At 48.6% G+C, this 22,491-nt stretch carries 19 protein-coding genes; 10 read left to right on the top strand and 9 right to left on the bottom strand.

The genetic code is table 11. The annotated features are described in order from the left end of the window. Nucleotides 1-397 precede the first annotated feature (397 nt). Together B2Q93_RS03305 and B2Q93_RS03300 are read left to right on the top strand one after the other, a co-directional pair. A complete protein-coding gene (locus B2Q93_RS03305) occupies nt 398-1,261 on the top strand; it encodes an arginase family protein (protein WP_286931801.1) in 864 nt (287 codons plus the stop codon). Between the two features lie 88 nt (nt 1,262-1,349). Next, the gene (locus B2Q93_RS03300) at nt 1,350-1,922 is read left to right on the top strand and encodes a TetR/AcrR family transcriptional regulator (RefSeq protein ID WP_286931800.1); all 573 of its coding nucleotides are present in this window, start codon (nt 1,350-1,352) and stop codon (nt 1,920-1,922) included. A 145-nt stretch (nt 1,923-2,067) separates the two neighbouring features. Here B2Q93_RS03300 and B2Q93_RS03295 read toward each other — a convergent pair whose 3' ends face one another. The 3 genes from B2Q93_RS03295 to B2Q93_RS03285 all read right to left on the bottom strand — a co-directional run bounded on the left by B2Q93_RS03295 (nt 2,068) and on the right by B2Q93_RS03285 (nt 6,687). Further along, nucleotides 2,068-2,508 (bottom strand): GNAT family N-acetyltransferase, encoded by a 441-nt coding sequence (locus B2Q93_RS03295; protein ID WP_286931799.1) that lies wholly within the window; start codon nt 2,506-2,508, stop codon nt 2,068-2,070. 114 nt (nt 2,509-2,622) lie between these two features. After that, a complete protein-coding gene (locus B2Q93_RS03290; RefSeq protein WP_286931798.1) occupies nt 2,623-5,721 on the bottom strand; it encodes an efflux RND transporter permease subunit in 3,099 nt (1,032 codons plus the stop codon). A gap of 78 nt (nt 5,722-5,799) precedes the next feature. Continuing rightward, complete coding sequence (locus B2Q93_RS03285; RefSeq protein WP_286931797.1) at nt 5,800-6,687, bottom strand: ABC transporter six-transmembrane domain-containing protein; 888 nt, start codon at nt 6,685-6,687, stop codon at nt 5,800-5,802. Nucleotides 6,688-6,776: 89 nt separating this feature from the next. Here B2Q93_RS03285 and B2Q93_RS03280 point away from each other — a divergent pair, with 89 nt between their 5' ends. Beyond that, the gene (locus B2Q93_RS03280) at nt 6,777-7,361 is read left to right on the top strand and encodes a TetR/AcrR family transcriptional regulator (RefSeq protein WP_046885307.1); all 585 of its coding nucleotides are present in this window, start codon (nt 6,777-6,779) and stop codon (nt 7,359-7,361) included. Between the two features lie 86 nt (nt 7,362-7,447). On the opposite strand, the gene B2Q93_RS03275 is transcribed toward B2Q93_RS03280, so the two are convergent. After that, the gene (locus B2Q93_RS03275) at nt 7,448-8,224 is read right to left on the bottom strand and encodes a MipA/OmpV family protein (RefSeq protein WP_286931796.1); all 777 of its coding nucleotides are present in this window, start codon (nt 8,222-8,224) and stop codon (nt 7,448-7,450) included. Between the two features lie 101 nt (nt 8,225-8,325). Between B2Q93_RS03275 and B2Q93_RS03270 the strand changes: the two genes are divergently transcribed. Both B2Q93_RS03270 and B2Q93_RS03265 read left to right on the top strand, forming a co-directional pair. After that, the gene (locus tag B2Q93_RS03270) at nt 8,326-9,012 is read left to right on the top strand and encodes a response regulator (RefSeq protein ID WP_046885309.1); all 687 of its coding nucleotides are present in this window, start codon (nt 8,326-8,328) and stop codon (nt 9,010-9,012) included. Beyond that, complete coding sequence (locus B2Q93_RS03265; RefSeq protein ID WP_046885310.1) at nt 9,009-10,202, top strand: sensor histidine kinase; 1,194 nt, start codon at nt 9,009-9,011, stop codon at nt 10,200-10,202. The genes B2Q93_RS03270 and B2Q93_RS03265 overlap by 4 nt, the downstream gene beginning before the upstream one ends. A gap of 105 nt (nt 10,203-10,307) precedes the next feature. Here the strand turns inward: B2Q93_RS03265 and B2Q93_RS03260 are convergent, their stop codons facing one another. Continuing rightward, nucleotides 10,308-11,174: a hypothetical protein gene (locus B2Q93_RS03260; RefSeq protein WP_286931795.1), complete on the bottom strand. Its 867-nt coding sequence runs from the start codon at nt 11,172-11,174 to the stop codon at nt 10,308-10,310. A gap of 267 nt (nt 11,175-11,441) precedes the next feature. Here B2Q93_RS03260 and B2Q93_RS03255 point away from each other — a divergent pair, with 267 nt between their 5' ends. The 3 genes from B2Q93_RS03255 to B2Q93_RS03245 all read left to right on the top strand — a co-directional run bounded on the left by B2Q93_RS03255 (nt 11,442) and on the right by B2Q93_RS03245 (nt 14,609). Next, nucleotides 11,442-12,407 carry a VirK/YbjX family protein gene (locus B2Q93_RS03255; protein ID WP_286931794.1) on the top strand — a complete coding sequence of 322 codons (966 nt, stop codon included), beginning with the start codon at nt 11,442-11,444 and terminating at the stop codon, nt 12,405-12,407. A 75-nt stretch (nt 12,408-12,482) separates the two neighbouring features. Further along, entirely contained in the window at nt 12,483-12,884 is a 402-nt protein-coding gene (locus B2Q93_RS03250; protein ID WP_286931793.1) for a hypothetical protein, read from the top strand. Nucleotides 12,885-13,601: 717 nt separating this feature from the next. Further along, entirely contained in the window at nt 13,602-14,609 is a 1,008-nt protein-coding gene (locus B2Q93_RS03245; RefSeq protein ID WP_286931792.1) for an alpha/beta fold hydrolase, read from the top strand. Nucleotides 14,610-14,692: 83 nt separating this feature from the next. Here B2Q93_RS03245 and B2Q93_RS03240 read toward each other — a convergent pair whose 3' ends face one another. Next, a complete protein-coding gene (locus B2Q93_RS03240) occupies nt 14,693-15,199 on the bottom strand; it encodes an AAA family ATPase (protein ID WP_212475862.1) in 507 nt (168 codons plus the stop codon). 490 nt (nt 15,200-15,689) lie between these two features. On the opposite strand from B2Q93_RS03240, the gene B2Q93_RS03235 reads away from it, so the two are divergent. Continuing rightward, nucleotides 15,690-15,962, top strand: coding sequence for a hypothetical protein (locus B2Q93_RS03235; protein WP_040075470.1), 273 nt, complete (start codon nt 15,690-15,692; stop codon nt 15,960-15,962). A gap of 49 nt (nt 15,963-16,011) precedes the next feature. Here the strand turns inward: B2Q93_RS03235 and azoR are convergent, their stop codons facing one another. After that, nucleotides 16,012-16,617 (bottom strand): FMN-dependent NADH-azoreductase, encoded by a 606-nt coding sequence (gene azoR, locus B2Q93_RS03230; RefSeq protein WP_040075472.1) that lies wholly within the window; start codon nt 16,615-16,617, stop codon nt 16,012-16,014. Between the two features lie 204 nt (nt 16,618-16,821). Here azoR and hrpA point away from each other — a divergent pair, with 204 nt between their 5' ends. Continuing rightward, nucleotides 16,822-20,724, top strand: coding sequence for an ATP-dependent RNA helicase HrpA (hrpA, locus tag B2Q93_RS03225; RefSeq protein WP_212475864.1), 3,903 nt, complete (start codon nt 16,822-16,824; stop codon nt 20,722-20,724). Nucleotides 20,725-20,893: 169 nt separating this feature from the next. On the opposite strand, the gene B2Q93_RS03220 is transcribed toward hrpA, so the two are convergent. Then, complete coding sequence (locus tag B2Q93_RS03220; protein ID WP_286931791.1) at nt 20,894-21,742, bottom strand: DMT family transporter; 849 nt, start codon at nt 21,740-21,742, stop codon at nt 20,894-20,896. Nucleotides 21,743-21,882: 140 nt separating this feature from the next. After that, complete coding sequence (locus B2Q93_RS03215) at nt 21,883-22,479, bottom strand: DUF1349 domain-containing protein (protein WP_286931790.1); 597 nt, start codon at nt 22,477-22,479, stop codon at nt 21,883-21,885. Nucleotides 22,480-22,491 lie beyond the last annotated feature (12 nt).

Below are 22,491 nucleotides of genomic sequence, written 5' to 3'. Positions count from 1 at the left end.
TGATGAGTGTGTAGACCAGGGACCCGCTGTTTAATTAACGCATCGATACGATCACCTGATTTAAGCGTTTTCTGTTGAGCACGGGTAGGCCAATGATCGCTGCAATAGTCAGTATAGATGAACGGCACGAGAGAGCAGCCATGGCGCAAGCGGGAGGGGCTGTGCACTGCTTGCCTTGAGTTGTAGGGGTGTCTTCGCTTGCTCTCGATTTCCGCTTTGTGCCAGAGGTCGGCATTGGTTGAAATTAGTCTGCGAAATGGCTTTTCTTTTAATTAACTGAATGTGCTGCGCGACTTGCGAGTGAACAAGGATTGCGTAAAAATGAATGAACGATCATTCATTTTGAGTCGTAACTTTACTCTAATCAGTCCGTTGACAAGGCATGCAGAGACACATTATGACCAGTAAAACGCTCAGACTTCTATTCCCTCAATGGCAAGGTGGCAATAATCCACCCTATCATCTTGGCTCACAACTTCTCTCGTATCTTTCCCCCGAATCAGACGGGCCTGTTGAATCTGTTCCGGTGGTTGAGCCCACAACGGAGCCACAAACTGATGTGGATGGCATTACCGCTAAACCGCAAATTATCAGGCAGCTCAACGATGCTGCCAATCTGATTGAGAAACATAATCCCGATGCAATTGTCGTTTTTGGTGGTGATTGCCTGGTATCGCTGGCTCCTTTTTCACACCTGCTCAATAAATACGGTGATAAACTGGGTGTGCTCTGGATTGACTCACACCCTGACGTGCAGACTGCAAAGCAATATGCGAACGCCCACGCCCATGTTCTGGGTGCGCTAATTGGAACGGGTGATAAAGATTTAGTGGCTCACGTAGCCACCAGGCTTCATCCCTCGAAAGTAATGATTGCAGGTATTCACGATCCACTGACCTATGAAGCTGAATACCTTAATCGTCATAACATTGCGACTATCAGTCCCGAACAAGTCAAAAATGATGGCAAAGATGTTTTGCAGTGGATTGAAAGGGAAAGTATTGAGTATCTGGCGATACACCTGGATCTGGACGTTCTCGATCCATTACTTTTCCGTTCTGTTCTTTTCGCCAAACCTGGCAGGGGAGAGCACGATTTTGGCGACGTGGCAGAAGGTAAACTGACTATTCAGGATGTACTCAACTTGATCGCTCAGGCATCTTCAAAAGCGCAACCTGTCGGCCTTACTATTGCAGAGCATCTACCCTGGGATATGTTGAACCTAAAGAATATGCTCAGTGAGTTGCCGCTTATAAGGTAATATCCGATTCTGGAGCCAGAGTTCAACATTGGCTCCAGGAATAAAAGCGCGCTAATGGCTTGTTACCGGATTAAATCTAATAGTCAATATGTTAAAGAAAACAGAAACCTACCATAAGTTAATTGCCGCAGCGGCTGCCTGCTTCGCAGAGAAAGGCTTTAGTGCGACGAGCGTACGTGAAATTTCTTCCCGGGCAGGGATCAGTCAGGGAGCGATGTACACATATTTCAAAAGTAAGGATGAACTCATTAAGGCAATCGTTCTGGAAGAGCAAAATTCAGCGTTGACCGCCCATAATGCGTCGTGTAACGGTACTTACTTCGACCGCCTTTGCACGCAGGTTACTTCGTGTATAAGTGATGTAGGGTACCCAGTTACGCATAAACTATGGATTGAAATCATGGCGGAGTCTGCGCGGAACCCGGAATTACAAAAAACGTATATATCCAGTGACATCATCATGCGGCAAAGTATTGCAGGAATCATCGCGGAAGGTATTGCGGCGGGAGAATTTCGTCGGGATATTAATCTTGAGGAAATCACGATTATACTTTTTGCATTTATTGACGGTTTAATTACACGCAAGGCTATAAATGCGTCCTTCTCTTTCACCCGTGATCTGCCAATGTTTTTTGAATTTATGGCTAAACTATTGAAGTAAAGTTAGGTAGGGGGGTAAAAAAATATATCACGAATCATAAATACGATATCCCGTCTCCCGAATGGAGTGATTGCGCATGCAGGAGCGCAATTCATCCCCAATGTAACGATGTAGATTAACTATAATAAAATCAAAGTGATGTTAGTTAATCTTTCACCCAAATATCCCATGGTATCGCCCTTTGCTTGCCAAAATTGGTAAAACCTGCTGATTTAAAAAGCCTGCTGGAAGAATAATTTTCAGGCTTAATTGCAGCGGTTAAAACATGGGTTGTATTGTTTTCAATTAACCAGTTCAGGACTCTTTTCCCGATGCCTTGATGAGCGTGATTTGCTGAAACACCTATTCCTAAAACATGCACCGAACCGGGAATTTCGCTTATGGTGTTATAGGATATCGAGCACCACGCTACAGGCTCAGAAAACGCTGCTACATGCACAAACCAGGCTTTACCTTCTTCGTTGGCAATCATTTCTCTCAGTTCATCAGCAGAAACAAAATCTTCCGGATCCATGATGTTGACCGCAAAGGATTCATAATATTTGAAATCACTCTCTGCTTTAATTTCCACAAAATTTAGCTGCATTTAATCTCCTTTGGTTAAGCTTTTGATAGTTGAATTATGTGTGTGTTGAGAATCCAGGGTGAATTTTATTGTCTATATTAAGGCCCTGGAGTTCAGGGTCTCAAAAATAGAATTTCAATTATCCCTGGAAGCTCTTTTCACAAGTGATACGATCGTCACGTAAAATACAGGAACGAAGTAAATAGCCAGTAAAGTCCCGCTTATCATCCCGCCAAAAACGCCTGTTCCTATTGCATTTTGAGTACCTTCACTCGCGCCGGAAGCAAGCATCAGCGGAACTACCCCCAGCGTAAAAGCAAGAGAAGTCATGATAATTGGCCTGAGGCGTAAACGCGCAGCTTCGGCTGTGGCTTCAAGTAATGTTGCGCCCTGGGCATAAAGCTGACGAGCAAACTCAACAATCAGAATCGCATTCTTAGTCGACAGACCAATTAACGTTATCAGCCCTACTTTGAAGAAAACATCATTTGGCATCCCGGCGATATATACGGCCAGAAGTCCCCCTGCAATACCCAGCGGTACAACCAGCATTACCGACAACGGAACCGTCCAGCTCTCATAAAGTGCAGCCAGAACCAGAAATACAACCAGGACCGACAGGGTCATCAGCATGGGCATCTGAGCTGCAGTGTCTCTTTCCTGTAAAGATGAACCTGTCCATTCAGCAAGATACCCGGACGGCAACTGGGATGCTAACTGCTCCATTTCATCCATTGCCGCGCCACTCGAATACCCAGGCGCTGTACTTCCCGTTATTTTGATAGCCGGGTAACCCTGATAGCGGATCAATTGTTGGGGAGCTTGTGTCCAGCTTGCAGAGACAAATTCGGAGAGGGGAACCATACCCCCTTCAGCGTTTTTGACATACAGCTTCATCAGATCGCTGAGCTGCATACGAAAGGGGATATCAGCCTGCACGATCACCTGCTGGACCCTGCCTTTGTCTACGTAATCATTCACGTAATTGGAGCCCGTCGCTGCTGATAGCGTCTGATTTATTTCCTCAAAAGTGACGCCCATAGCCTGTGCTTTCTCTCTGTCTATACTGAGATCGGCACTGACGCCTGCAGGTAGTCCATCAATATAGACATCACTTACAATTTCACTGGCGTTGGCGAGGTCAGTTAGCTCCGATGCAGCCTGAAGTAAAGATGCGTAATCGCGCCCTGCGCGATCTTCCAGATATAAGGTGAAACCGGATGAGGTGCCCATATCTGAGATAGCAGGAGGCATCAGACTCATCACGTTCGCCTCAGGAATTCCCTCCATTTCAGCCTGAACAAAGTCAGCTTCACCCGATGCCGTGGCGCCATTCCTCTCCCCCCAGTCTTTCAGGGTCGTGAACGCCATGGCAGTGTTAGGTCCTGAACCGGAAAAACCAAAGCCAAAAATCGAAATGTTGCTGTTAACAGAAGGTCTGCCGGCAATGACGCTTTCAAGCCGACTAACAACATCCCGGGTACGCTCCTGCGTCGCTTCTGAGGGCAACTGTATTGAAGTCATAAAGTAGCCCTGATCCTCATCAGGCAGAAAAGAAGATGGCAAAGCGCGGTAAGCAAGAAATATGGCTCCACAAAGGGCTGCATAGATAATCAGGACGCGGACTCCACGACGAAGTGTGTATCTCAACCCTTTTTCATACCCAGTGGACAATCTGTTAAATTTGTTGTTGAACCACCCAAAAAAACCTGCCTTAGAGTTTTCGTGCTGCGTTACAGGCTTGAGCATGGAAGCACATAACGCTGGCGTCAGTGTGAGGGCCAGGAACGCTGAGAATAATATTGATACCGCCATTGAGAGAGTAAATTGCCGGTAAATAACGCCTACGGAGCCACTCGCGAATCCCATCGGTATGAATACAGCTGTTAATACCAGCGTAATACCGATAATAGCGGGTGTAATTTCTCGCATGGCTTCCCGGGTTGCATCTTTCGGCGAAAGCCTTTTTTCAGCCATCAGGCGTTCAACGTTTTCCACCACCACAATCGCGTCATCAACGATGATTCCTATGGCAAGCACCATGCCAAACATTGTCAAAACGTTGACTGAAAAGCCGCTGATGAGCATGACCGTAAATGTACCCAGCAGTGCTACAGGGGCCACAATAGCAGGAATGAAGGTATAGCGAAGATTCTGCAAGAACAGATACATGACCAGAAAGACCAGTATCATCGCTTCGATAAAGGTATGGAGTACTTTCTCAATGGATAGTTTCACAAAGGGGGCTGTATCGAACGGGACTGAGAAAGCCATACCTTCCGGCAAGACTGTTGATAACTCGTCTAGCCTTGCGCGTATCCCTTCTGCAGTGCTGACTGCATTAGCCCCAGGCTCAAGCTGAATTGCCGCTGCGGTAGCAGGTTGACCATTTTCACGAATGGCAAACGCATAACTTTGTAAACCTTGCTCAATCCGCGCAACATCGGCGAGCTTAACGCGTGAACCGTCTGTCTGCGCTTTCAGCGTTATATTGCGAAATTCTTCCAGTGAGTTTAACTGCCCCCGAACGATCAGGGGGTAGGTTACACTCTGTCCCTTACGAGTTGGCTCGTCGCCAATTCTACCCGGAGAAACCTGGGCATTCTGCTGGCTTAGTGCGTTAACAACGTCCGTTACTGACAGCTTGTAGTTATACAGTTTGACGGGATCAAGCCATATTCTCATCGCTTTTTCAGCACCAAAAAGCTGTACTTTTCCAACCCCCGGAACGCGTCGTAGTTCTTCTGAAACGTTACGGGCAAAGTAATCACTCAGATCCTGATCGGTATACTGACCACCGGGCGAGCGCAATCCCACTATCATCAAGAATCCTGAGCTGGCGGCTTCAACATCAAGGCCATTTTGCCTGACAGTCTGCGGCAGACGTGATTCAACCACTTTGATTTTATTCTGAACGTCAACCTGTGCCAGTTTGATATCTGTGCCGGGTCTGAAGGTGATGGTGATACTGGCTGTTCCCGAAGTGTCACTCGACGATTCGAAATAAAGAAGATCATCGACACTCGATATCTCTCGCTCTATCAACGAAATGACGGATTCATTCATTGTCTCCGGTGTAGCGCCAGGATAGCTGACCGAGATACTTACACTCGGCGGCGCAACAGAAGGATACTGAGCGACCGGAAGTTGCGGGATAGCTATCAGACCGCCCAGCACAATAAATAGAGCAATAACCCAGGCGAAAACAGGCCTGTCGATAAAAAACTGAGGCATATTGAATAAATCCGATGTCGGGTAAATTAAGAACGGGTAGTCATGTTGGGAGATTGTTCAGCCCAGACGTTGTAAGGTTCATGAGGTAGATACGCGCGAACCGATATCTTTGAGCTGCGAATACTTTTCCAGCAGTTGAGGGCCATCATCCAGGCTCATGGCAAACATCCATAAATAGGTCATAACTGCATAGATATGACCAGCATCTTGAACACCGTTCTTGGCCATAAAGAATATCGTCGTTCCGAACAGGAGTGAGACGGCTAAACCTATTATCAGGTAACCGCAGGCTTCACGATCTGACAGACGCACACGTAATGCTGCGAGAACGCCATAATGTTTGAGCAATGCCGCACTTCTGGCGTGGCTGACAATAGTAATTTCTTTCTCGAGGCGGTTATTCAGACGGAAAAAAAGAGACTCGTTTTTCCGGGAAAAACCGGGCAAAAAGCAGGCGAAAACAATAAGCACGGCGATACATCCTATCCCTGACCAGAACTGGATCATCATAAGCATGAAAGCTGCTCCGACGATTGAAGCCGCTGAAGTGATCAGTACCGGCAGATGTAACTCAAAAAAATCGACAAATTCACGGGACAACATAACGCGAGCGGCAATCACCGAAGCCTCTTCTTTTTTTTCGCGCTGCGCCAATATCACCGGTACTGCGAGCTGTGCGTAAATGCGTGTAAAAACGCGAGTATCTACACTCCGACGTGCCGCACCTACTGTCCACATCAAAAAAACTATCGCCCCGTAAAACAGTGCATGCAGCGCTTCTCCATTCACAATTGCATTGATAGCAATACCAGCTAGCAGGGGATAAAGAAGGTAGATAGCGTTCTCTACAGCAACCAGCAAGAAAGTAAAAGCCAGTTTTTTGAAATGAAGGCGACCAAGCAGGCTAAGCGTCTGATATGCGCCACGGTTTCTGGTAGCCGGTTCTGGTAATCTAATAAATTGCATGTTTAACTTTATCTCAGGAGCTTGAGCATTTGCTCAAGGTTGATTTTTAGTCTATTTGAGCGGTTGCTCAAAGTCAAGGCAGGGCAAATATGAAAGCTGCGCCAGTTGAAGGCACGCGTTTAAAGATACTGGAGAGTGCAATCTCGCTCTTCCTCGCTAGAGGGTTCAATAATGTCAAGACAAGAGATCTGACTGATCATATGGGTATTTCCCGTAGCCATATCTATCATTATTTTGCTGACTGGCACACTCTTCGTCATGAAGCAATCGCGCTGTTTATGCGAAGGGATATCGAAAATTTCAGTAATGAAGCTATAGGCAAAAGTCCAATAGAAGCCTTGCAGTTCTATATTGAACAACACTTGCCTGACAAAATTGATGATGAATGGCAGTTGTATAACAGCGTCTGGATAGCTGCGGCACATGAAGAAACGTATTCTTCTTTGGCAACCCATATTATGAATGAGTGGGCTGAATTGATAGAAAGTTTCATCAGGGCTGGAGTCATCCAGGGCATGTTTCATGATATCGATACTGCTCGCGTAGCCCGTTTGATTGGAGGCGCTGTAAACGGTTATGCGGATATCCTCACTGTGAGTCCCACTCAAGAACTCAGAATTCAGGCCCGCGAGGATCTTAACTTTCTTATCCATAATTTACTCAACAAAGAATAAACCCTGACATCAAAACGGTATAAAATAATATTTCTGAGCACTAAGGATATATCTGACGGTCGATACCGTCAGATATATCCATGTGATTAGAAACTATAGAATGCGCCTATCGTGAAGGTGAAAAAATTATCCTTATCTACAATTGGACTTTTGCTTATTCTGTCTGCCAGAACGGTATAGTTGAGGTCAGCATAACCAGTCCACGCGTCCGAAAAAGAATGTTGCCAGTTAATTCCGTAGTTAGTGTTATTTAATCCAGAACCAGATTTGTATTGTTTGTAGCCAGACTGGACGCTTTGACTTTCATTAACGCCATACCAGGTGTTATTATACCGGGCGTCACCGTAATTTCTTTCCACATTGAAGGTCACCGTATCATTGTGACCTTCGAACATAATGAGATTCAGTTTTAAATTATACTGCATCCCCTGACTATCGGTAAGAGGTGCTATTACATCACCCTCAAACCCTATCCAGTGCGCCATCCACCAACCCACTTTTGAAGTTGACGTCATGGCCATCTTTATTTTACCCATCCCCTTTAATTTCCGGGAGCCATCCTGAAGCCAGGTTTCATTATCATCAGAACGCCCAAGGGAATAACCAAGAGTTTGCCCGAGGTAGATACCATCGTTGAATTCTTTGCTATAACTGATACCATTTACAACATCAATTTGAAATGTTTGGTTGCGCCACGAAAAATAAGGCGCCATATCAGCGTCATATTTATCCGAACCAGCGTACTCAGGCGCATACTGTCCAGCCAGGCCTATAACATACTCTGATTCAGCAGGCTTCAAGGACGCCATTGCGAATAATGGTGCAACAATCAACGGTAAAAGACACAGACTTGATTTATTCATAATCATCCCAGAAAATACTACACATAGCATAGGCTCTGAGTTTGAATTCATTGCATCAATTTATTCACAAGAATCCGTCAAGATTCTGTCAAGGCGCAAAAATGAAACGTGTATTAATTATTGAAGATGATCTGGATGCCGCCAATGTTCTTGAGGCATATCTCAAGCGAGATCAGTTTCATACCTCTATAGCGTCAGACGGCAAAAGGGGGCTGGATCTTGCATCCAGCTGGAAACCGGACATTATTCTCCTGGATGTTATGCTTCCCTTAATGAACGGTACTGATGTTCTTCTTGCCTTGCGCCGGCGCAGCGACACTCCTGTTATCATGATCACGGCGATTGGTGATGGCAGTGATAAAATCAGTGCACTACGTTTCGGTGCTGATGATTACATTGTTAAACCCTATAACCCCGCTGAAGTCGTTGCGCGCGTACACGCGGTACTCAGACGTTCTAACAGTAGTCATAATATTGTTCTACTTGAATATAATGGGATTATCGCCGATACCGAGTCGATGCAGGTCACGGTTAAAACGCCAGCGGGTAGCCGTGAAACACTTGATCTTACGCCTACTGAATTAACCTTACTGATAACGTTCCTAAAATCACCGACAAAAGCTTTCTCTCGACAGGCACTGCTGGAAGCATGTCTGCCTGAAAGCGACGCCCTGGAACGTGTTGTGGATACGCATATCTATAACCTGAGAAAGAAACTCGAGTCGCTTGGGCAGGACGGTATATTAATAAATGTCAGAGGCATCGGTTACAGGTTCGCCAACGTATGAATTCAAATAAAAACGCCAGTCTTCCGGCTTCCGAATCTCTTTGGCGGTGGATTTGCATCAGGCTCATTTCACTTGCAGTTGGCAGTATTATCTTAATCTGTTTTTTTATGTGGCTAAGATTTTACGCTGAAAATTTATGGCATGAATATAAAATGCCAGAATCTGTTCGCAATGAGTTATCAGTGTTAATTGAAAATCCTGAAAAAAACCTGATGCGATATCATGAAATTATAGATACGTGGTATGGACTGTCATATTCAGATCCGACTATGGGTTTAGCTGACTGGTTTATCGTTGCGGTCCTTGTTCTAATATTTATACCTATTATACTTTTTCTTACCCTGAGAACGGTGAGGCCCATTTCGCAGCATATAAGTTTTATTACCAGGGCGGCTCGCTCCGTTTCCGAAGGTGGGTTCGGCACACAAGTACCAGTACCGCAAAATTTTCCGTCTGAACTGAAGAGTTTAAGCAAAAATTTTAATGTAATGTCCCAACAGTTGTCGAAATATGAAAGTGAGATGCGAAAATCACATGTTATACTCGCCCACGAACTCAGGTCGCCGCTGACCGCAGCAATTGGCAGATTACAGGGGATTTTAGACGGTGTCTTTGAACCGAATCAGAACCAGCTCAGCATGATAATGCGACAAATGGAAGATCTAAATCGGCTTATTAACGATCTGCATATGCTTAAACTTGCCGAGGCCGGCCAATTAAATCTGATGAAGGTGCCAACTGATCTTGGGGTAATTATTAAGGAGAAAATTGCCTGGACATACCTTAACGCGAAAAAGGCCGGAATTAATATTGTTCAGACTTCATCTGAATCAGTGACCGCCCTGGTAGACCCTTATCGTATAGGCCAGGTTTTTCTTATTCTTATTGATAATGCTATACGTTATGCTGCAGAAGGAGGTGTTCTTGAAATATCTTTTAATCTCAGTCGGCAGAATATTTGCATCAGCTTTATAGATAAAGGACCCGGCGTACGAGACGAGTTTCTAAAGGACATTTTTTCACCCTTCATTCGGGAAGAACAGTCCAGGTCGAGGCATTCGGGCGGCTCTGGCCTTGGGTTATCAATCGCGCGGGCTATATGTCACGCGCATGACGGAACGATAGAAGTTAACAAAAATTTCGACACTGGGCTGAGTTTTACGGTAATTCTTCCCCGTTTACTGGTTTGAAAAATCGTTGCGATTAAAAGCCGCATTTTTTCGGACTGGTTAAGCACTGTGTGCGGGTCACAGTGCTTAATCAAATCTCTTAAAATTGGCTGTGAACTGATGACCTTAGATGAAAGGTTTTCCGGTTTTAAATGGATCTGCCCATCTGAGCTTATACTTCCATCGCGGACGTAATGCTCCGATTGAAAAACGCATAATCTTCTCTTTTTCTTCACATAATTCACGTGCTTTTTTTATATTGAGCCACATAAGAACACTGCCCGGACTCCATACTGAGTGATGAGGGTCAACTCCACCATTGGGGACGTCAAAATAGATGAAATTATTGCACTCATTGAACAGGATTAGATCGATGGCGCATGGAGTGTTGTTTATATAGAGAACGTAGCCAAAAATCATCTTACGTAGATGATTGATAAAGCTAAAAATACGGTCAAAGCTATAGCATGGTACGCTCTCACCGAATCTGGCTTTAAAGAGAGTAATGTAGATATTACTTAATTCTTCAGCACTCAAGTTCACTTGATCCACATAACTTCCTCCGGCTTTAATGAATCGGTTAAATTCATGCCTCCTGTTTTTCTCTGTTTTGACGGAGAAAGTATCTTTCACAATACATATCTCATTTTTTCTGGCGATAATGAAATTACTATTGAATGTGTTGGTCCTGTGCAGTGGGGAAAGTCTGTTTGTCCTCTCTGGGATAAAGAGCCTTTTATCATCACGTGTCGGCAATAGCACTTCATCATATGAAAGCGGATATTTTTTGTTTATCTTCAAACCAAGCGCACCGTATAAAACCCCATTTCGAGAGTTCTCATAATATTTTACATCGGCACCTGTTTGAGTCGAAATAAAGTTAATAACATCAGGATGTGTGTTAATACTACCACCATGTAATTGATAGCATTCCCTATAGGTTTCGCTATTACTAACAGACCAACCAAACAATCTACGCTTTAGATTCCGCATAACCCTTACCCTCTATTAAACTGAGGATTAAATAGCCTGGAAAAATCAAGTTTTTGTCAAAAAATTGTTCATGTACCTATAAGTTTTCGAGAAATATGAGGTTAAAGTCATTTCTTCCCTGTCTTGACAATAAATTGACATGATATTGATTCAATATTGATACCGGGGGAGCATGATGGACAAACCTCATGCACCGAAATTTTTTTCGGGGTAATGACTGAGGGCGATACTATCGACATTAAATGATGTTATACGTAGGGAGTTTAAATGGCTCAGATAAGTAACGAAAGGGCACTGAGTAAAATACCGTCCTCACCATTGGGGCTTTATTTCGCGCTTTCTCTGGGTAATTATGTTCCTCATGAGCTATGGAATCGCGCAAATTTCCGTAAAAAGTTCTGTCTCAGGGCGCTGGTAATGCCAGTATTGACATATCGCTTATTAAAAATGCTGACTGCACATCCGTATTATGAAGCTCTTCTGTATTGCCAGCCAAGAATTCCCTGTCGTATACACCGACCCTATCTTAGTATCAGGTTGAGCAGGCGTGAGAACGTTGATGCCCTTAATGTGCATTATAACAAGATCACCGCATTCCTGAGTAAAGAAGATTTTCTTACTCACCTGAGTCCATCCGGCCTGAAGCTCGCTTATCTTACTGGTAAGGATGGAAGTCTTTATCGGTTAAGCCTTAAATCGACGCACAAACTGGATCAAGAAGGAGAGATGAGTGTGATCCTTACTGATTCACTGGGCAATATGTTATCCGAAATGACATTTACGGTTTGCCAGCGCTTCGAGGAAGACTGCTTTATCATCGGTGGGGTCCAGGGGCCTAATACTGATGATGCGCTTGATTCTATTCAGTATGCGACAAAACAGCTGCATGGTCTGTTCCCAAAGCGAATCCTCACCGATGCGGTACTTTTCCTGGGGCATTTGATGAACGTAAGACGTGTATATGCTGTGGCTAATAAAAACCATGTCTATCAGTCGCTGCGTTATACAAACAGAAAAAAACAAATTTTCTCCAATTACGATGAACTGTGGGAAGCATCAGGAGGACTACGTACGCCTGATAACTATTATCAGCTTCCTCCAGTCATTAAGAGAAAAAGGATAGAAGATGTTCCCAGTAAAAAGAGGTCGGAATATCGTAAGCGTTTTGAGCTTCTCGATGCCATCGGTTATGAGATAGCTGCCTCTCTGGGAAAGAGATCAATGTTTCCGTGAGTTAATTTACTGTTCGTCATGGTTTATATCCGCGTGGTGAACACGACCAGTCTAATAATCATTAAGTATTTTTCCATGAAACAAAAAAATATCTTTTCTTCTCTAATTATATCATTTGTATTATCCGGATGTGGGAATGCGACACCTGGTATTGTCTCAAGCCTTAATCAAATGCAAATCCCTGCGGTTCAGCCTGATAGTGATGCGTCCTTCGACAAAATCAGAGCACACGCTATTTACACATCTAATTTTTCCAGGATGGAAAAATTGACTACGCAGCTAAAACACGATTTCTTAAACGATACACGTTCCAGGGATATTTTCGACACCCACAGTGTGGCGCATCAGGTTTACAGGGCATTAACGAACATTGAGCAAGCTCAACTGGTTAATGAACAATATTATCAGGAGGGTAACTTACCAGGTTTGCAAAAGATACAAACCATGCTAAATGAATATAAAACAGACATTGAGTAATGCTAAGATGATATTTTTGAAGTTCCAGTAAAAGATATTATTTCATTATGCTTTGTTTACAACTCAACTTCTGGCTTAAACATCTTAACCGATGCGTAGCTTTGTCTCGAAATGACACTTCTTTTGGGTATGATATATGATTTGGGTTGTCCTGTTTCTTGTTGTGGCAGCAGCTGGGTTTAAGGGATTATCATCACTTTTAACCGCTTTGTTATCTTTATGGTGTGGATTAAATACTTGACAGAAACAATGGATTCACATTCTTCTTTTACTTACCGCTGGGTGGTTTGCTACAGTTGATATTATTGAGCTGAATGGTTGGAGTGCCTTAAGGCGAGTTTTTGGTCAGACTTGGGCTTATGAAATCGGGCTGACCGCAATAGGGAACCGGATCCCTCAAATATATCATTGTCATATAAATGAATACATTTCGTATCAGAGATATTGTTATCCTGCGTTTCATGAGTTTTGTTTTGTTCGTCGGCGACGGCCGCGTTTTCGCAGGGACTGACAAACGGCTACCTGACCATGGATACGATGGCCCAGGGTGGCTGAACGTGGGCAGATAAAAACCTGAATGTCCGCGTTTCGCTTTTAGCAGTCCCCCCGTCTCTTCAAACGGTCTGCTTCGTGCATTGGCGGAATCTGTAATACCACGTGTATGCTACTTGTACGCCTACAATGCCCCTGAACACGTTATTAACTCGGGAGAATGTCATGCAGCGCAAATCAGTCAATGTGAACGGAATAACACTTTCGTATCTCGAAGCAGGTGAAGGGTCGGTTGTACTGTTTTGTCATGGTTTTCCAGAGACGTCGCATTCATGGCATAACCAGATCCCAGCAATGGCAGCGGCAGGCTACCGCGCCATTGCGCCTGACATGCGTGGTTACGGTGATTCATCCACGCATCTCGCGACGGACGAGTACACATTGTTTCATATTGTGGGTGACCTGATTGGCTTAATGGATGCGCTCTCGATTAAACGTGCCGTTATTGTCGGTAGCGATTGGGGCGCTACCATCGCATGGCAGATAGCACTCATGCGGCCGGATCGCGTCAGTGGCGTTGTCGCATTTGGGGTGCCGATGATGGCGCGCCCGCCCATGCCCCCAACGCAGATTTTTCCACGCACGGCCGACGCGCTGTTCTATACGCTGTATTTTCAGGAGCCAGGGGTCGCTGAGGAGGAGTTAGAACAAGACGTGACGACGTCGTTGCGCAAGATATACCATGCTGCGTCAGGGGAGGCAGGTGAACGCCTGCCGGGAGACGGCACCCCAAATCCTTTTGGCATGATCACGCCTGCGCATGGAATGCTGGAAGACCTTCCCGAGCCAGGCAGTCTGCCCGAATGGCTCTCGACAAGTGATTTTCAGTCGTACGTCACCTCATTTACACGCAGTGGTTTTCGTGGCGGCCTGAATTATTACCGAAATTTGGATCGCAACTGGCAACTTCAGGCCAGTCTGCAAGGTATGCGAATCGAAATACCAGCGCTGTTTGCCGTTGGGTCTCGCGATGTCGGGCTTGCGATGCCCGGTATGGATCAAATCATCGCCGATATGCCAGGGCTCGTTCCGCGCCTGCGTGATTCGGTCATCATTGAAGGCGCGGGGCACTGGATACAGCAAGAACGGCCTGAAAAGGTGAATGAGCTTATCCTGGCTTTTGCCTCCACATTGGGCGATCCCGAGGATGCAGTATCACAGACCGGAAGTTAAGTTCGTTTTAATACCGTATGTGATCTAAAAAGAGGGAAAACTAATAAGCCGCCAGTCGGCGGCTTATTAGTTGAAAGGTAAATTTAGTTATATTCAACAATATCAAAACCTTCATCTGCCGTTGGCTCTGAAAAATAACGCGTTATAGTTTCAAATTGTTGATCTGTAGCCGAAAATTCATGCCCACCTTCCGTATTACGCACGCGTAAGCGGGATTTACATACCTCATCTGATACGTTCAGATAGTGCAGCTTATGCCTGGCACCTGACTCCTTAATGATGTGCATCATCCATTCACGATTTGCCTGTGTGTTTGCCGGAAAATCCAGAACAACCGATAACCCTGCTTTGAGAAGTGATACCAGATGAGGCTTCATAGCATTTTTCAGCCTTGAGGAATACTGGACATAATCAGATATGGAGTGCATTTCTTTAGCAAAGAGGGCAGCCAGCCAATGATCCTCACTGACAACGACGGTGCCGGGTGATGCTCCCAGCTTTGCTGACAGTGTGGATTTACCTGATGCAATTTTTCCACATAACAGATGCAAAGTAGGTTGTTCTGATGGGGTTACTGTAGCGGTGTCCATTGTTTACCTCACTGGTTAATTTCCGGTAAGGCCCGCCTTACCGGCGGGAAAATGGCGAACGTTATCCCACCTGAGTCAGACAGGTGATAATAATTGAATTGAATAGAGCGGAGTGTGTTTTCATATTCATTCAAGTTAACAGAGCTTGAAGGGGAAAACAGATTTTTTTCATTTATACACATAACGTGGGTGTTTCACTCTAAGCTGACATTATTCAATTACATTATGCGGACCCTGATAAGGTTCCATGTTCGTTATAACGGAACGGCTAAAGCAAAATCGTCACTCAACTTGCCGCCTTATTAGCTCTACAAGCGGCTCAGGAATCGGGCTGTCGTGCGTGTTGTTAACTGACGGAAGGCCTCAGTTCAAATTGTGTTCTGAAACCTACCAGGGCAGCGGTAGCTGTTGCTCGCCTGAAAATGATGGAAATAGTACGCCGCCCCCCGTAATGTTGAAGGTCACGCAGCTTTGCAATAAAGGAACAGAGATGCCTGAGTTTTTCTTTTTCAGAAAAGGGAATACCGTTAAAGCATTGCCAAAAAGCGATCTTCAGGGCGCGACGCAATTAAAGCAGCAGGGATATCAAAAACTGTTTGAAGAGGTCAATGCGCGGGATGAGAAGAGGGCGCTTGCCCGTCTGGCGGATATTAAAAAAGAAGAAGAGATGACAGTGCATGCTTTTATGACATGGCCCGTCGTCGTCTCGCTTGTGGCGCTAGTGTGCTTTGTTATCGCGTGGTTATCAGAGGGTCTGAAGTAAATCAGGCAGAAAATAAAACCCTCCCACCGGGCGGTGAGAGGGGAGAAACTTAGGCTGCGACAAAGCCGTCGATTGCCGCTTTTGCGTCATTCTGCGCTTTGGTCGCCACTTCCGGACCGTAAGCGATACCTTCAGCGAACACGAAGTTCACGTCGGTGATACCGATAAAGCCCAGGAACACGGTCAGGTACGGAGCAACCAGGTCGGTTGGGGTATCTTTGTGAATACCGCCGCGGCTGGTCAGCACGATCGCACGTTTACCTTTCACCAGACCTTCCGGGCCGCTCTCGGTATAACGGAAGGTTACGCCAGCACGCGCCACCAGATCGAAGTAGTTCTTCAGCTGGGTTGGGATGTTGAAGTTATACATTGGGGCGTTAATCACGATAACATCGTGGGCCTGCAGTTCAGCAATCAGTTCATCAGACAGCGCCAGCGCTTCCTGCTGACGTGGCGTCAGAGGGGCATCGCTCGGACGAAGTGCGCCCACCAGTTCGCCATCCAGCACAGGAATCGGGTTTGCAGCCAGGTCACGCACGGTGATTTCGTCAGCGGTGTGCTGTTCACGCCACTGTTCAACGAAGTAATCAGAAAGCTGACCAGACTGAGAGTACCCTGCCAGAATACTGGATTTCAAAACTAATACTTTACTCATGGGTGATTCCTGTTTTTGTTTGATTGAAGGGGGGTAACCCCGTTGCTTGATGACACTCTATTCACAATCCTGCCATAGGGATAGCGCAATATATCGAAGCCTATGTTCGAATTTTTTGAATAAGGCGCGTAATGCCTCGGTGTGGTACTCTATAACAATCATTAAAATGAGATTTTATCCGGCAGTGCACTGCCCCTTAACGCTATGACAGAACAACAGAAATTGACCTTCCCGATGCTCCAGCAGCAGCTCGACGCTTTAACGTTGCGCGACAAGCAGCGCTTTGCGCGACGCCTGCACGGTGTGAAAAAGGTTAAAAATCCTGATGCACAACAGGCCATCTATCAGGAGATGGCGAAAGAGATTGAACAGGCGGCCGGGAAGGTCGTGCTGCGCGAAGCCGCGCGCCCGACCATCACCTACCCGGAAAATCTGCCGGTCAGCCAGAAGAAACAGGACATTCTCGAGGCCGTACGCGACCACCAGGTGGTGATCGTGGCGGGGGAGACGGGCTCCGGTAAAACCACCCAGTTGCCGAAAATCTGCATGGAGCTGGGGCGCGGGGTAAAAGGGCTGATAGGCCACACCCAGCCGCGCCGTCTGGCGGCACGTACCGTGGCGAACCGTATTGCCGAAGAGCTGCAAACGGAGCCCGGCGGCTGCATCGGTTATAAGGTGCGCTTTAGCGATCACGTCAGCGATAACACCATGGTCAAGCTGATGACCGACGGTATCCTGCTGGCGGAGATCCAGCAGGATCGCCTGCTGATGCAGTACGACACCATCATTATCGATGAAGCCCACGAGCGTAGCCTGAACATTGACTTCCTGCTCGGCTACCTGAAAGAGCTGCTGCCGCGTCGTCCGGATCTCAAAATCATTATTACCTCCGCGACCATCGACCCGGAGCGCTTCTCAAAGCATTTTAACAACGCGCCCATCATCGAAGTGTCGGGCCGCACTTATCCGGTCGAAGTACGCTATCGCCCCATTGTTGAAGAGGCAGACGATACCGAACGCGACCAGCTGCAGGCGATTTTCGACGCCGTTGACGAACTGGGTAACGAAAGCGCGGGCGATATCCTGATCTTTATGAGCGGCGAGCGCGAAATCCGCGACACCGCCGATGCGCTGAGCAAGCGCGACCTGCGCCATACCGAGATTCTGCCCCTGTATGCCCGCCTGTCGAACAGCGAGCAAAACCGCGTGTTTCAGTCGCACAGTGGGCGCCGCATCGTGCTGGCTACCAACGTGGCGGAAACCTCGCTCACCGTGCCGGGCATTAAATACGTTATCGATCCGGGTACGGCGCGCATCAGCCGCTACAGCTACCGCACCAAAGTGCAGCGTCTGCCGATTGAGCCGGTCTCCCAGGCGTCGGCCAACCAGCGTAAGGGCCGCTGCGGCCGTGTGTCGGAAGGGATCTGTATTCGTCTCTATTCGGAAGACGATTTCCTCTCGCGCCCGGAGTTTACCGACCCGGAAATTCTGCGCACCAACCTGGCGTCCGTTATTCTGCAGATGACCGCGCTGGGGCTGGGCGATATCGCCGCGTTTCCGTTCGTTGAAGCGCCGGATAAACGCAACATCCAGGATGGCGTGCGCCTGCTGGAAGAGCTCGGCGCCATTACCACCGATGAGCAGGCAACCGCTTATAAACTGACGCCGCTGGGCCGCCAGCTCAGCCAACTGCCGGTCGACCCGCGTCTGGCGCGTATGGTGCTGGAAGCGCAAAAACATGGCTGCGTGCGTGAGGCAATGATTATTACCTCGGCGCTGTCGATTCAGGATCCGCGCGAACGCCCAATGGATAAGCAGCAGGCGTCCGACGAAAAACATCGCCGCTTCCACGATAAAGAGTCCGATTTCCTCGCCTTCGTGAACCTGTGGAACTACCTGGGTGAGCAGCAAAAAGCGCTCTCCTCGAACCAGTTCCGTCGCCAGTGCCGGGTGGATTTCCTCAACTATCTGCGCGTGCGCGAGTGGCAGGATATCTATACCCAGCTGCGTCAGGTGGTGAAAGAGCTGGGCATTCCGGTGAACAGCGAGCCGGCGGAGTACCGTGAGATTCACATTGCACTGCTGACCGGGCTACTGTCCCACATCGGGATGAAGGATGCGGATAAGCAAGAATTTACCGGTGCACGCAATGCGCGTTTCTCCATCTTCCCGGGTTCTGGTTTATTCAAGAAACCGCCGAAATGGACCATGGTGGCAGAACTGGTCGAAACCAGCCGCCTGTGGGGGCGCATCGCGGCACGCATCGACCCGGAATGGGTTGAGCCAGTCGCTCAGCACCTGCTGAAACGCTCCTACAGTGAGCCGCACTGGGAGCGGGCGCAGGGGGCGGTGATGGCAACCGAAAAGGTCACCGTCTACGGCCTGCCGATTGTCGCTGCACGTAAGGTGAACTACAGCCAGATTGACCCGGCCCTCAGCCGCGAGCTGTTCATCCGTCATGCGCTGGTGGAAGGCGACTGGCAGACGCGCCATGCGTTCTTCCGCGAGAACCTGAAGCTGCGCGCCGAAGTGGAAGAGCTGGAGCATAAATCGCGTCGCCGCGACATTCTGGTGGACGACGAGGCGCTGTTTGAGTTTTACGACCAGCGCATCAGCCACGACGTGATCTCTGCCCGCCACTTCGACAGCTGGTGGAAGAAGGCGAGTAAAGAGACGCCGGACCTGCTCAACTTTGAGAAGAGCATGTTGATCAAAGAGGGGGCGGAGTCGGTCAGCAAGCTCGATTACCCGAACTTCTGGCATCAGGGCAATCTCAAACTGCGTCTCACCTACCAGTTCGAACCGGGCACGGATGCGGATGGTGTCACCGTCCACATTCCGCTGCCGCTGTTAAACCAGGTGGAAGAGAGCGGGTTTGAGTGGCAAATCCCTGGCCTGCGCCGCGAGCTGGTGATTGCCTTGATTAAATCGCTGCCAAAACCGGTACGGCGTAATTTTGTGCCTGCGCCAAACTACGCCGAGGCGTTTTTAGGCCGCGTCACGCCGCTGGAGCTGCCTCTGCTGGATGCCATGGAGCGTGAATTCCGCCGCATGACCGGTACCACCATCGACCGGGAAGACTGGAACTGGGATCAGGTGCCCGATCACCTGAAAATCAGCTTCCGCGTGGTCGACGACAAAAACAAAAAGCTGCAGGAAGGTCGCTCCCTGACGGCGCTGAAAGAGGTGCTGAAAGGCAAGGTCCAGGAGACGCTCTCTGCTGTGGCCGACGACGGTATCGAGCAGAGCGGGCTGCATATCTGGAGCTTTGGTCAGCTTCCGGAAAGCTACGAGCAGAAACGCGGTAACTACAAGGTAAAAGCCTGGCCGGCGCTGGTGGATGAGCGTGACAGCGTGGCCATCAAGCTGTTTGATAATCCGCAGGAACAGCAGCAGCAGATGTGGCGCGGGCTGCGTCGCTTGCTGTTGCTGAACATTCCGTCGCCTATCAAGTACCTGCACGAGAAATTGCCTAACAAGGCCAAGCTGGGGCTCTACTTCAACCCCTACGGCAAAGTGCTGGACCTGATTGATGACTGTATCGCCTGTGGTGTGGATAAGCTTATCGACGAAGCGGGCGGCCCGGTCTGGAGCGAAGAGGGCTTTGCGAAATTGCACGAAAAAGTACGCGCAGAGCTGAACGACACCGTGGTAGAGATCGCGAAACAGGTCGAGCAGATCCTCACCGCGGTCTTTAATATCAACAAACGGCTGAAGGGCCGCGTGGATATGACCATGGCGCTGGGCTTGTCTGACGTGAAAGCGCAAATGGCAGGGCTGGTGTATCGTGGCTTCGTTACCGGCAACGGCTTTAAGCGCCTGGGCGACACGCTGCGGTACCTCAATGCGATTGAAAAGCGCCTGGAGAAGCTGGCCGTCGATCCGCACCGGGATCGCGCCCAGATGCTGAAAGTGGAGAGCGTGCAGCAGGCGTGGCAACAGTGGCTGAACAAGCTGCCGCCAGCGCGCCGCGATGATGAAGACGTGCAGGCGATCCGCTGGATGATTGAAGAGCTACGCGTCAGCTTCTTCGCCCAGCAGTTAGGCACGCCTTATCCCATATCCGATAAGCGTATCCTACAGGCGATGGAGCAAATCACACCTTAAGCATGCGAAGCGAAAAAGGGCATTTCGCCCTTTTTCGCTTTCTTGTGCGCTGCATTATCAGAGCATCTCAACGACGCTATCCAGCCAGTCAGGAAGAGGGGGGTTTGGTCGTTAAACAGCGCTGCCCATCCTTGATAAATCCCCGGCTGACATAGCGGCTCCTTTTTTGTTAATCGACGCTGCTACGCGTTTTTTGATCGGACGCGATCACCATGGCGATGCCTGCCAGCACGATCAGGGTGCAGAGTAAGAGGCGCCCGTCCGGCACTTCCCCCAGAAACAGCACGCCGCCGAGTGCCGCAAGGCATGGGACGCTTAACTGCAGGGTGCTGGCGGTGACAGAAGAGAGGCGGGCCACCAGCTGATACCAGAGTACATAGGCGATACCCGACGCCAGGGCCCCTGAGAGCAGCGCAAGGAAAACACCGTGGCTCTCGATATGAGCGGGTTGCTGTCGAAACAGGCTCAGAATCAAAACGATGGGCACGCTGAGGATGAAATTGCCCGCCGTACTCCCGGCCGCAGAGGTGATATTTTTCCCGCGCACAGAGTATGCCCCCCAGGCCATGCCTGAAACGACCATCGTTAAGGCGGGAATAAGGGGAGGGGCGGTGGCGCCAGGAAGCAGCAGCATAATAAGCCCGCCGATGGCAGTCACGATCCCGACAGATTTGAAATGGCTTAGTTTTTCCCCTTTTAACAGGCTCCAGCCGATCATGCAGACCTGCACCGCGCCAAATAGCAGCAACGCGCCGGTGGCCGTATTGAGCCGGACATAGGCGATGGAGAAAAATAATACGTAGGCGCACAGCAGTAGTGCGTCGGTGATGTTCCAGCGGATCTCTTTGACTCTTCCCAGAACACCATGCCAGAGAGACAACGCAGCTGCCCCCCCGATTAATCTCAGCAGGCTAAAGGTTTCGGGGTCGGCGTAGCCCTGTTTTAAGGCGATACGACAGAGCACCGAGTTGGCCGCAAAGGCGGCCAATACAAAGAGAACCAGCACAATCTTTTTCATTATTCTTCGCTCGGGACAGGTTTTTGGTCTGCGCAAAAATGCTCAGCCAGCGAGTCGATACCGTTCCGCGCCGGACTTCGTCACCTCGTCCAGACAGGCGCCCAGGCTCATTGCCTGAACGCGATCCGCTTCGCGGGCTGCTACGTCAAATCGTGAAGCGCTTTCCCGTTAGGGGGGCCCAGTATGAAATCGCTGAACATCACCTCCAGACCCGCTCTTTCCGGGGTGCAGGCCATTACCCCGACGAACTGTTTTCTACCGCGTGGCCAGGGGCAGAGTCTCAGCAGCGGCCAGGTTTGACCATCGGTAGAGTACTGAATGCGCAGGGCCTCATTCTGTACGGTGGCGCGCATCCAGAATGTCGTTGGATCGCCTGGAAAGAGGCCCGTCGACCAGTCAGAGTTGCCGCGGGTTACGACGCTGCCGATCGCCGGTTGCGCGTCATTAAACTCAATGCCCGCTTTCACCCAACAGGTTTCACTTTCACCGATGAACAGCCCAGCCTGATCGTACAGCCGGGAAAATTCACCCTCTATTTTGACCTGAACCGTGAAATCCTCCGACAGATAAAAGCCGAACGCATGCCCGCTGTGTCGGTGAAAGCCATACCAGGTCCCTTGCCAGAAGTCGGTATTGGCGTCGCTGGTCAGGCGTAATGTCTCACCGTCGAGGTGGTGATCAGCTGGCGGGTTAATCCAGACTCCGCCTGGCGCGCTCAGGGATTCAATGCTCTGCATAAGGGGCTCTCC

Origin of the sequence: Leclercia sp. UBA5958, assembly GCF_002430365.1 — a bacterium.
GTDB classification, from domain to species: Bacteria; Pseudomonadota; Gammaproteobacteria; order Enterobacterales; family Enterobacteriaceae; genus Enterobacter; species Enterobacter pneumoniae.
The sequence above is the reverse complement of the archived record's forward strand: the minus strand, read 5'-3'. Positions and strand labels throughout refer to the sequence as shown.

What these genes read in the sequence shown, in the direction of transcription:
- B2Q93_RS03305 (WP_286931801.1), top strand. Translation starts at nt 398, where the DNA reads ATGACCAGTAAAACGCTCAGACTTCTATTCCCTCAATGGCAAGGTGGC.
- B2Q93_RS03300 (WP_286931800.1), top strand. Translation starts at nt 1,350, where the DNA reads ATGTTAAAGAAAACAGAAACCTACCATAAGTTAATTGCCGCAGCGGCT.
- B2Q93_RS03295 (WP_286931799.1), bottom strand. Translation starts at nt 2,508, where the DNA reads ATGCAGCTAAATTTTGTGGAAATTAAAGCAGAGAGTGATTTCAAATAT.
- B2Q93_RS03290 (WP_286931798.1), bottom strand. Translation starts at nt 5,721, where the DNA reads ATGCCTCAGTTTTTTATCGACAGGCCTGTTTTCGCCTGGGTTATTGCT.
- B2Q93_RS03285 (WP_286931797.1), bottom strand. Translation starts at nt 6,687, where the DNA reads ATGCAATTTATTAGATTACCAGAACCGGCTACCAGAAACCGTGGCGCA.
- B2Q93_RS03280 (WP_046885307.1), top strand. Translation starts at nt 6,777, where the DNA reads ATGAAAGCTGCGCCAGTTGAAGGCACGCGTTTAAAGATACTGGAGAGT.
- B2Q93_RS03275 (WP_286931796.1), bottom strand. Translation starts at nt 8,224, where the DNA reads ATGAATAAATCAAGTCTGTGTCTTTTACCGTTGATTGTTGCACCATTA.
- B2Q93_RS03270 (WP_046885309.1), top strand. Translation starts at nt 8,326, where the DNA reads ATGAAACGTGTATTAATTATTGAAGATGATCTGGATGCCGCCAATGTT.
- B2Q93_RS03265 (WP_046885310.1), top strand. Translation starts at nt 9,009, where the DNA reads ATGAATTCAAATAAAAACGCCAGTCTTCCGGCTTCCGAATCTCTTTGG.
- B2Q93_RS03260 (WP_286931795.1), bottom strand. Translation starts at nt 11,174, where the DNA reads ATGCGGAATCTAAAGCGTAGATTGTTTGGTTGGTCTGTTAGTAATAGC.
- B2Q93_RS03255 (WP_286931794.1), top strand. Translation starts at nt 11,442, where the DNA reads ATGGCTCAGATAAGTAACGAAAGGGCACTGAGTAAAATACCGTCCTCA.
- B2Q93_RS03250 (WP_286931793.1), top strand. Translation starts at nt 12,483, where the DNA reads ATGAAACAAAAAAATATCTTTTCTTCTCTAATTATATCATTTGTATTA.
- B2Q93_RS03245 (WP_286931792.1), top strand. Translation starts at nt 13,602, where the DNA reads ATGCAGCGCAAATCAGTCAATGTGAACGGAATAACACTTTCGTATCTC.
- B2Q93_RS03240 (WP_212475862.1), bottom strand. Translation starts at nt 15,199, where the DNA reads ATGGACACCGCTACAGTAACCCCATCAGAACAACCTACTTTGCATCTG.
- B2Q93_RS03235 (WP_040075470.1), top strand. Translation starts at nt 15,690, where the DNA reads ATGCCTGAGTTTTTCTTTTTCAGAAAAGGGAATACCGTTAAAGCATTG.
- azoR (WP_040075472.1), bottom strand. Translation starts at nt 16,617, where the DNA reads ATGAGTAAAGTATTAGTTTTGAAATCCAGTATTCTGGCAGGGTACTCT.
- hrpA (WP_212475864.1), top strand. Translation starts at nt 16,822, where the DNA reads ATGACAGAACAACAGAAATTGACCTTCCCGATGCTCCAGCAGCAGCTC.
- B2Q93_RS03220 (WP_286931791.1), bottom strand. Translation starts at nt 21,742, where the DNA reads ATGAAAAAGATTGTGCTGGTTCTCTTTGTATTGGCCGCCTTTGCGGCC.
- B2Q93_RS03215 (WP_286931790.1), bottom strand. Translation starts at nt 22,479, where the DNA reads ATGCAGAGCATTGAATCCCTGAGCGCGCCAGGCGGAGTCTGGATTAAC.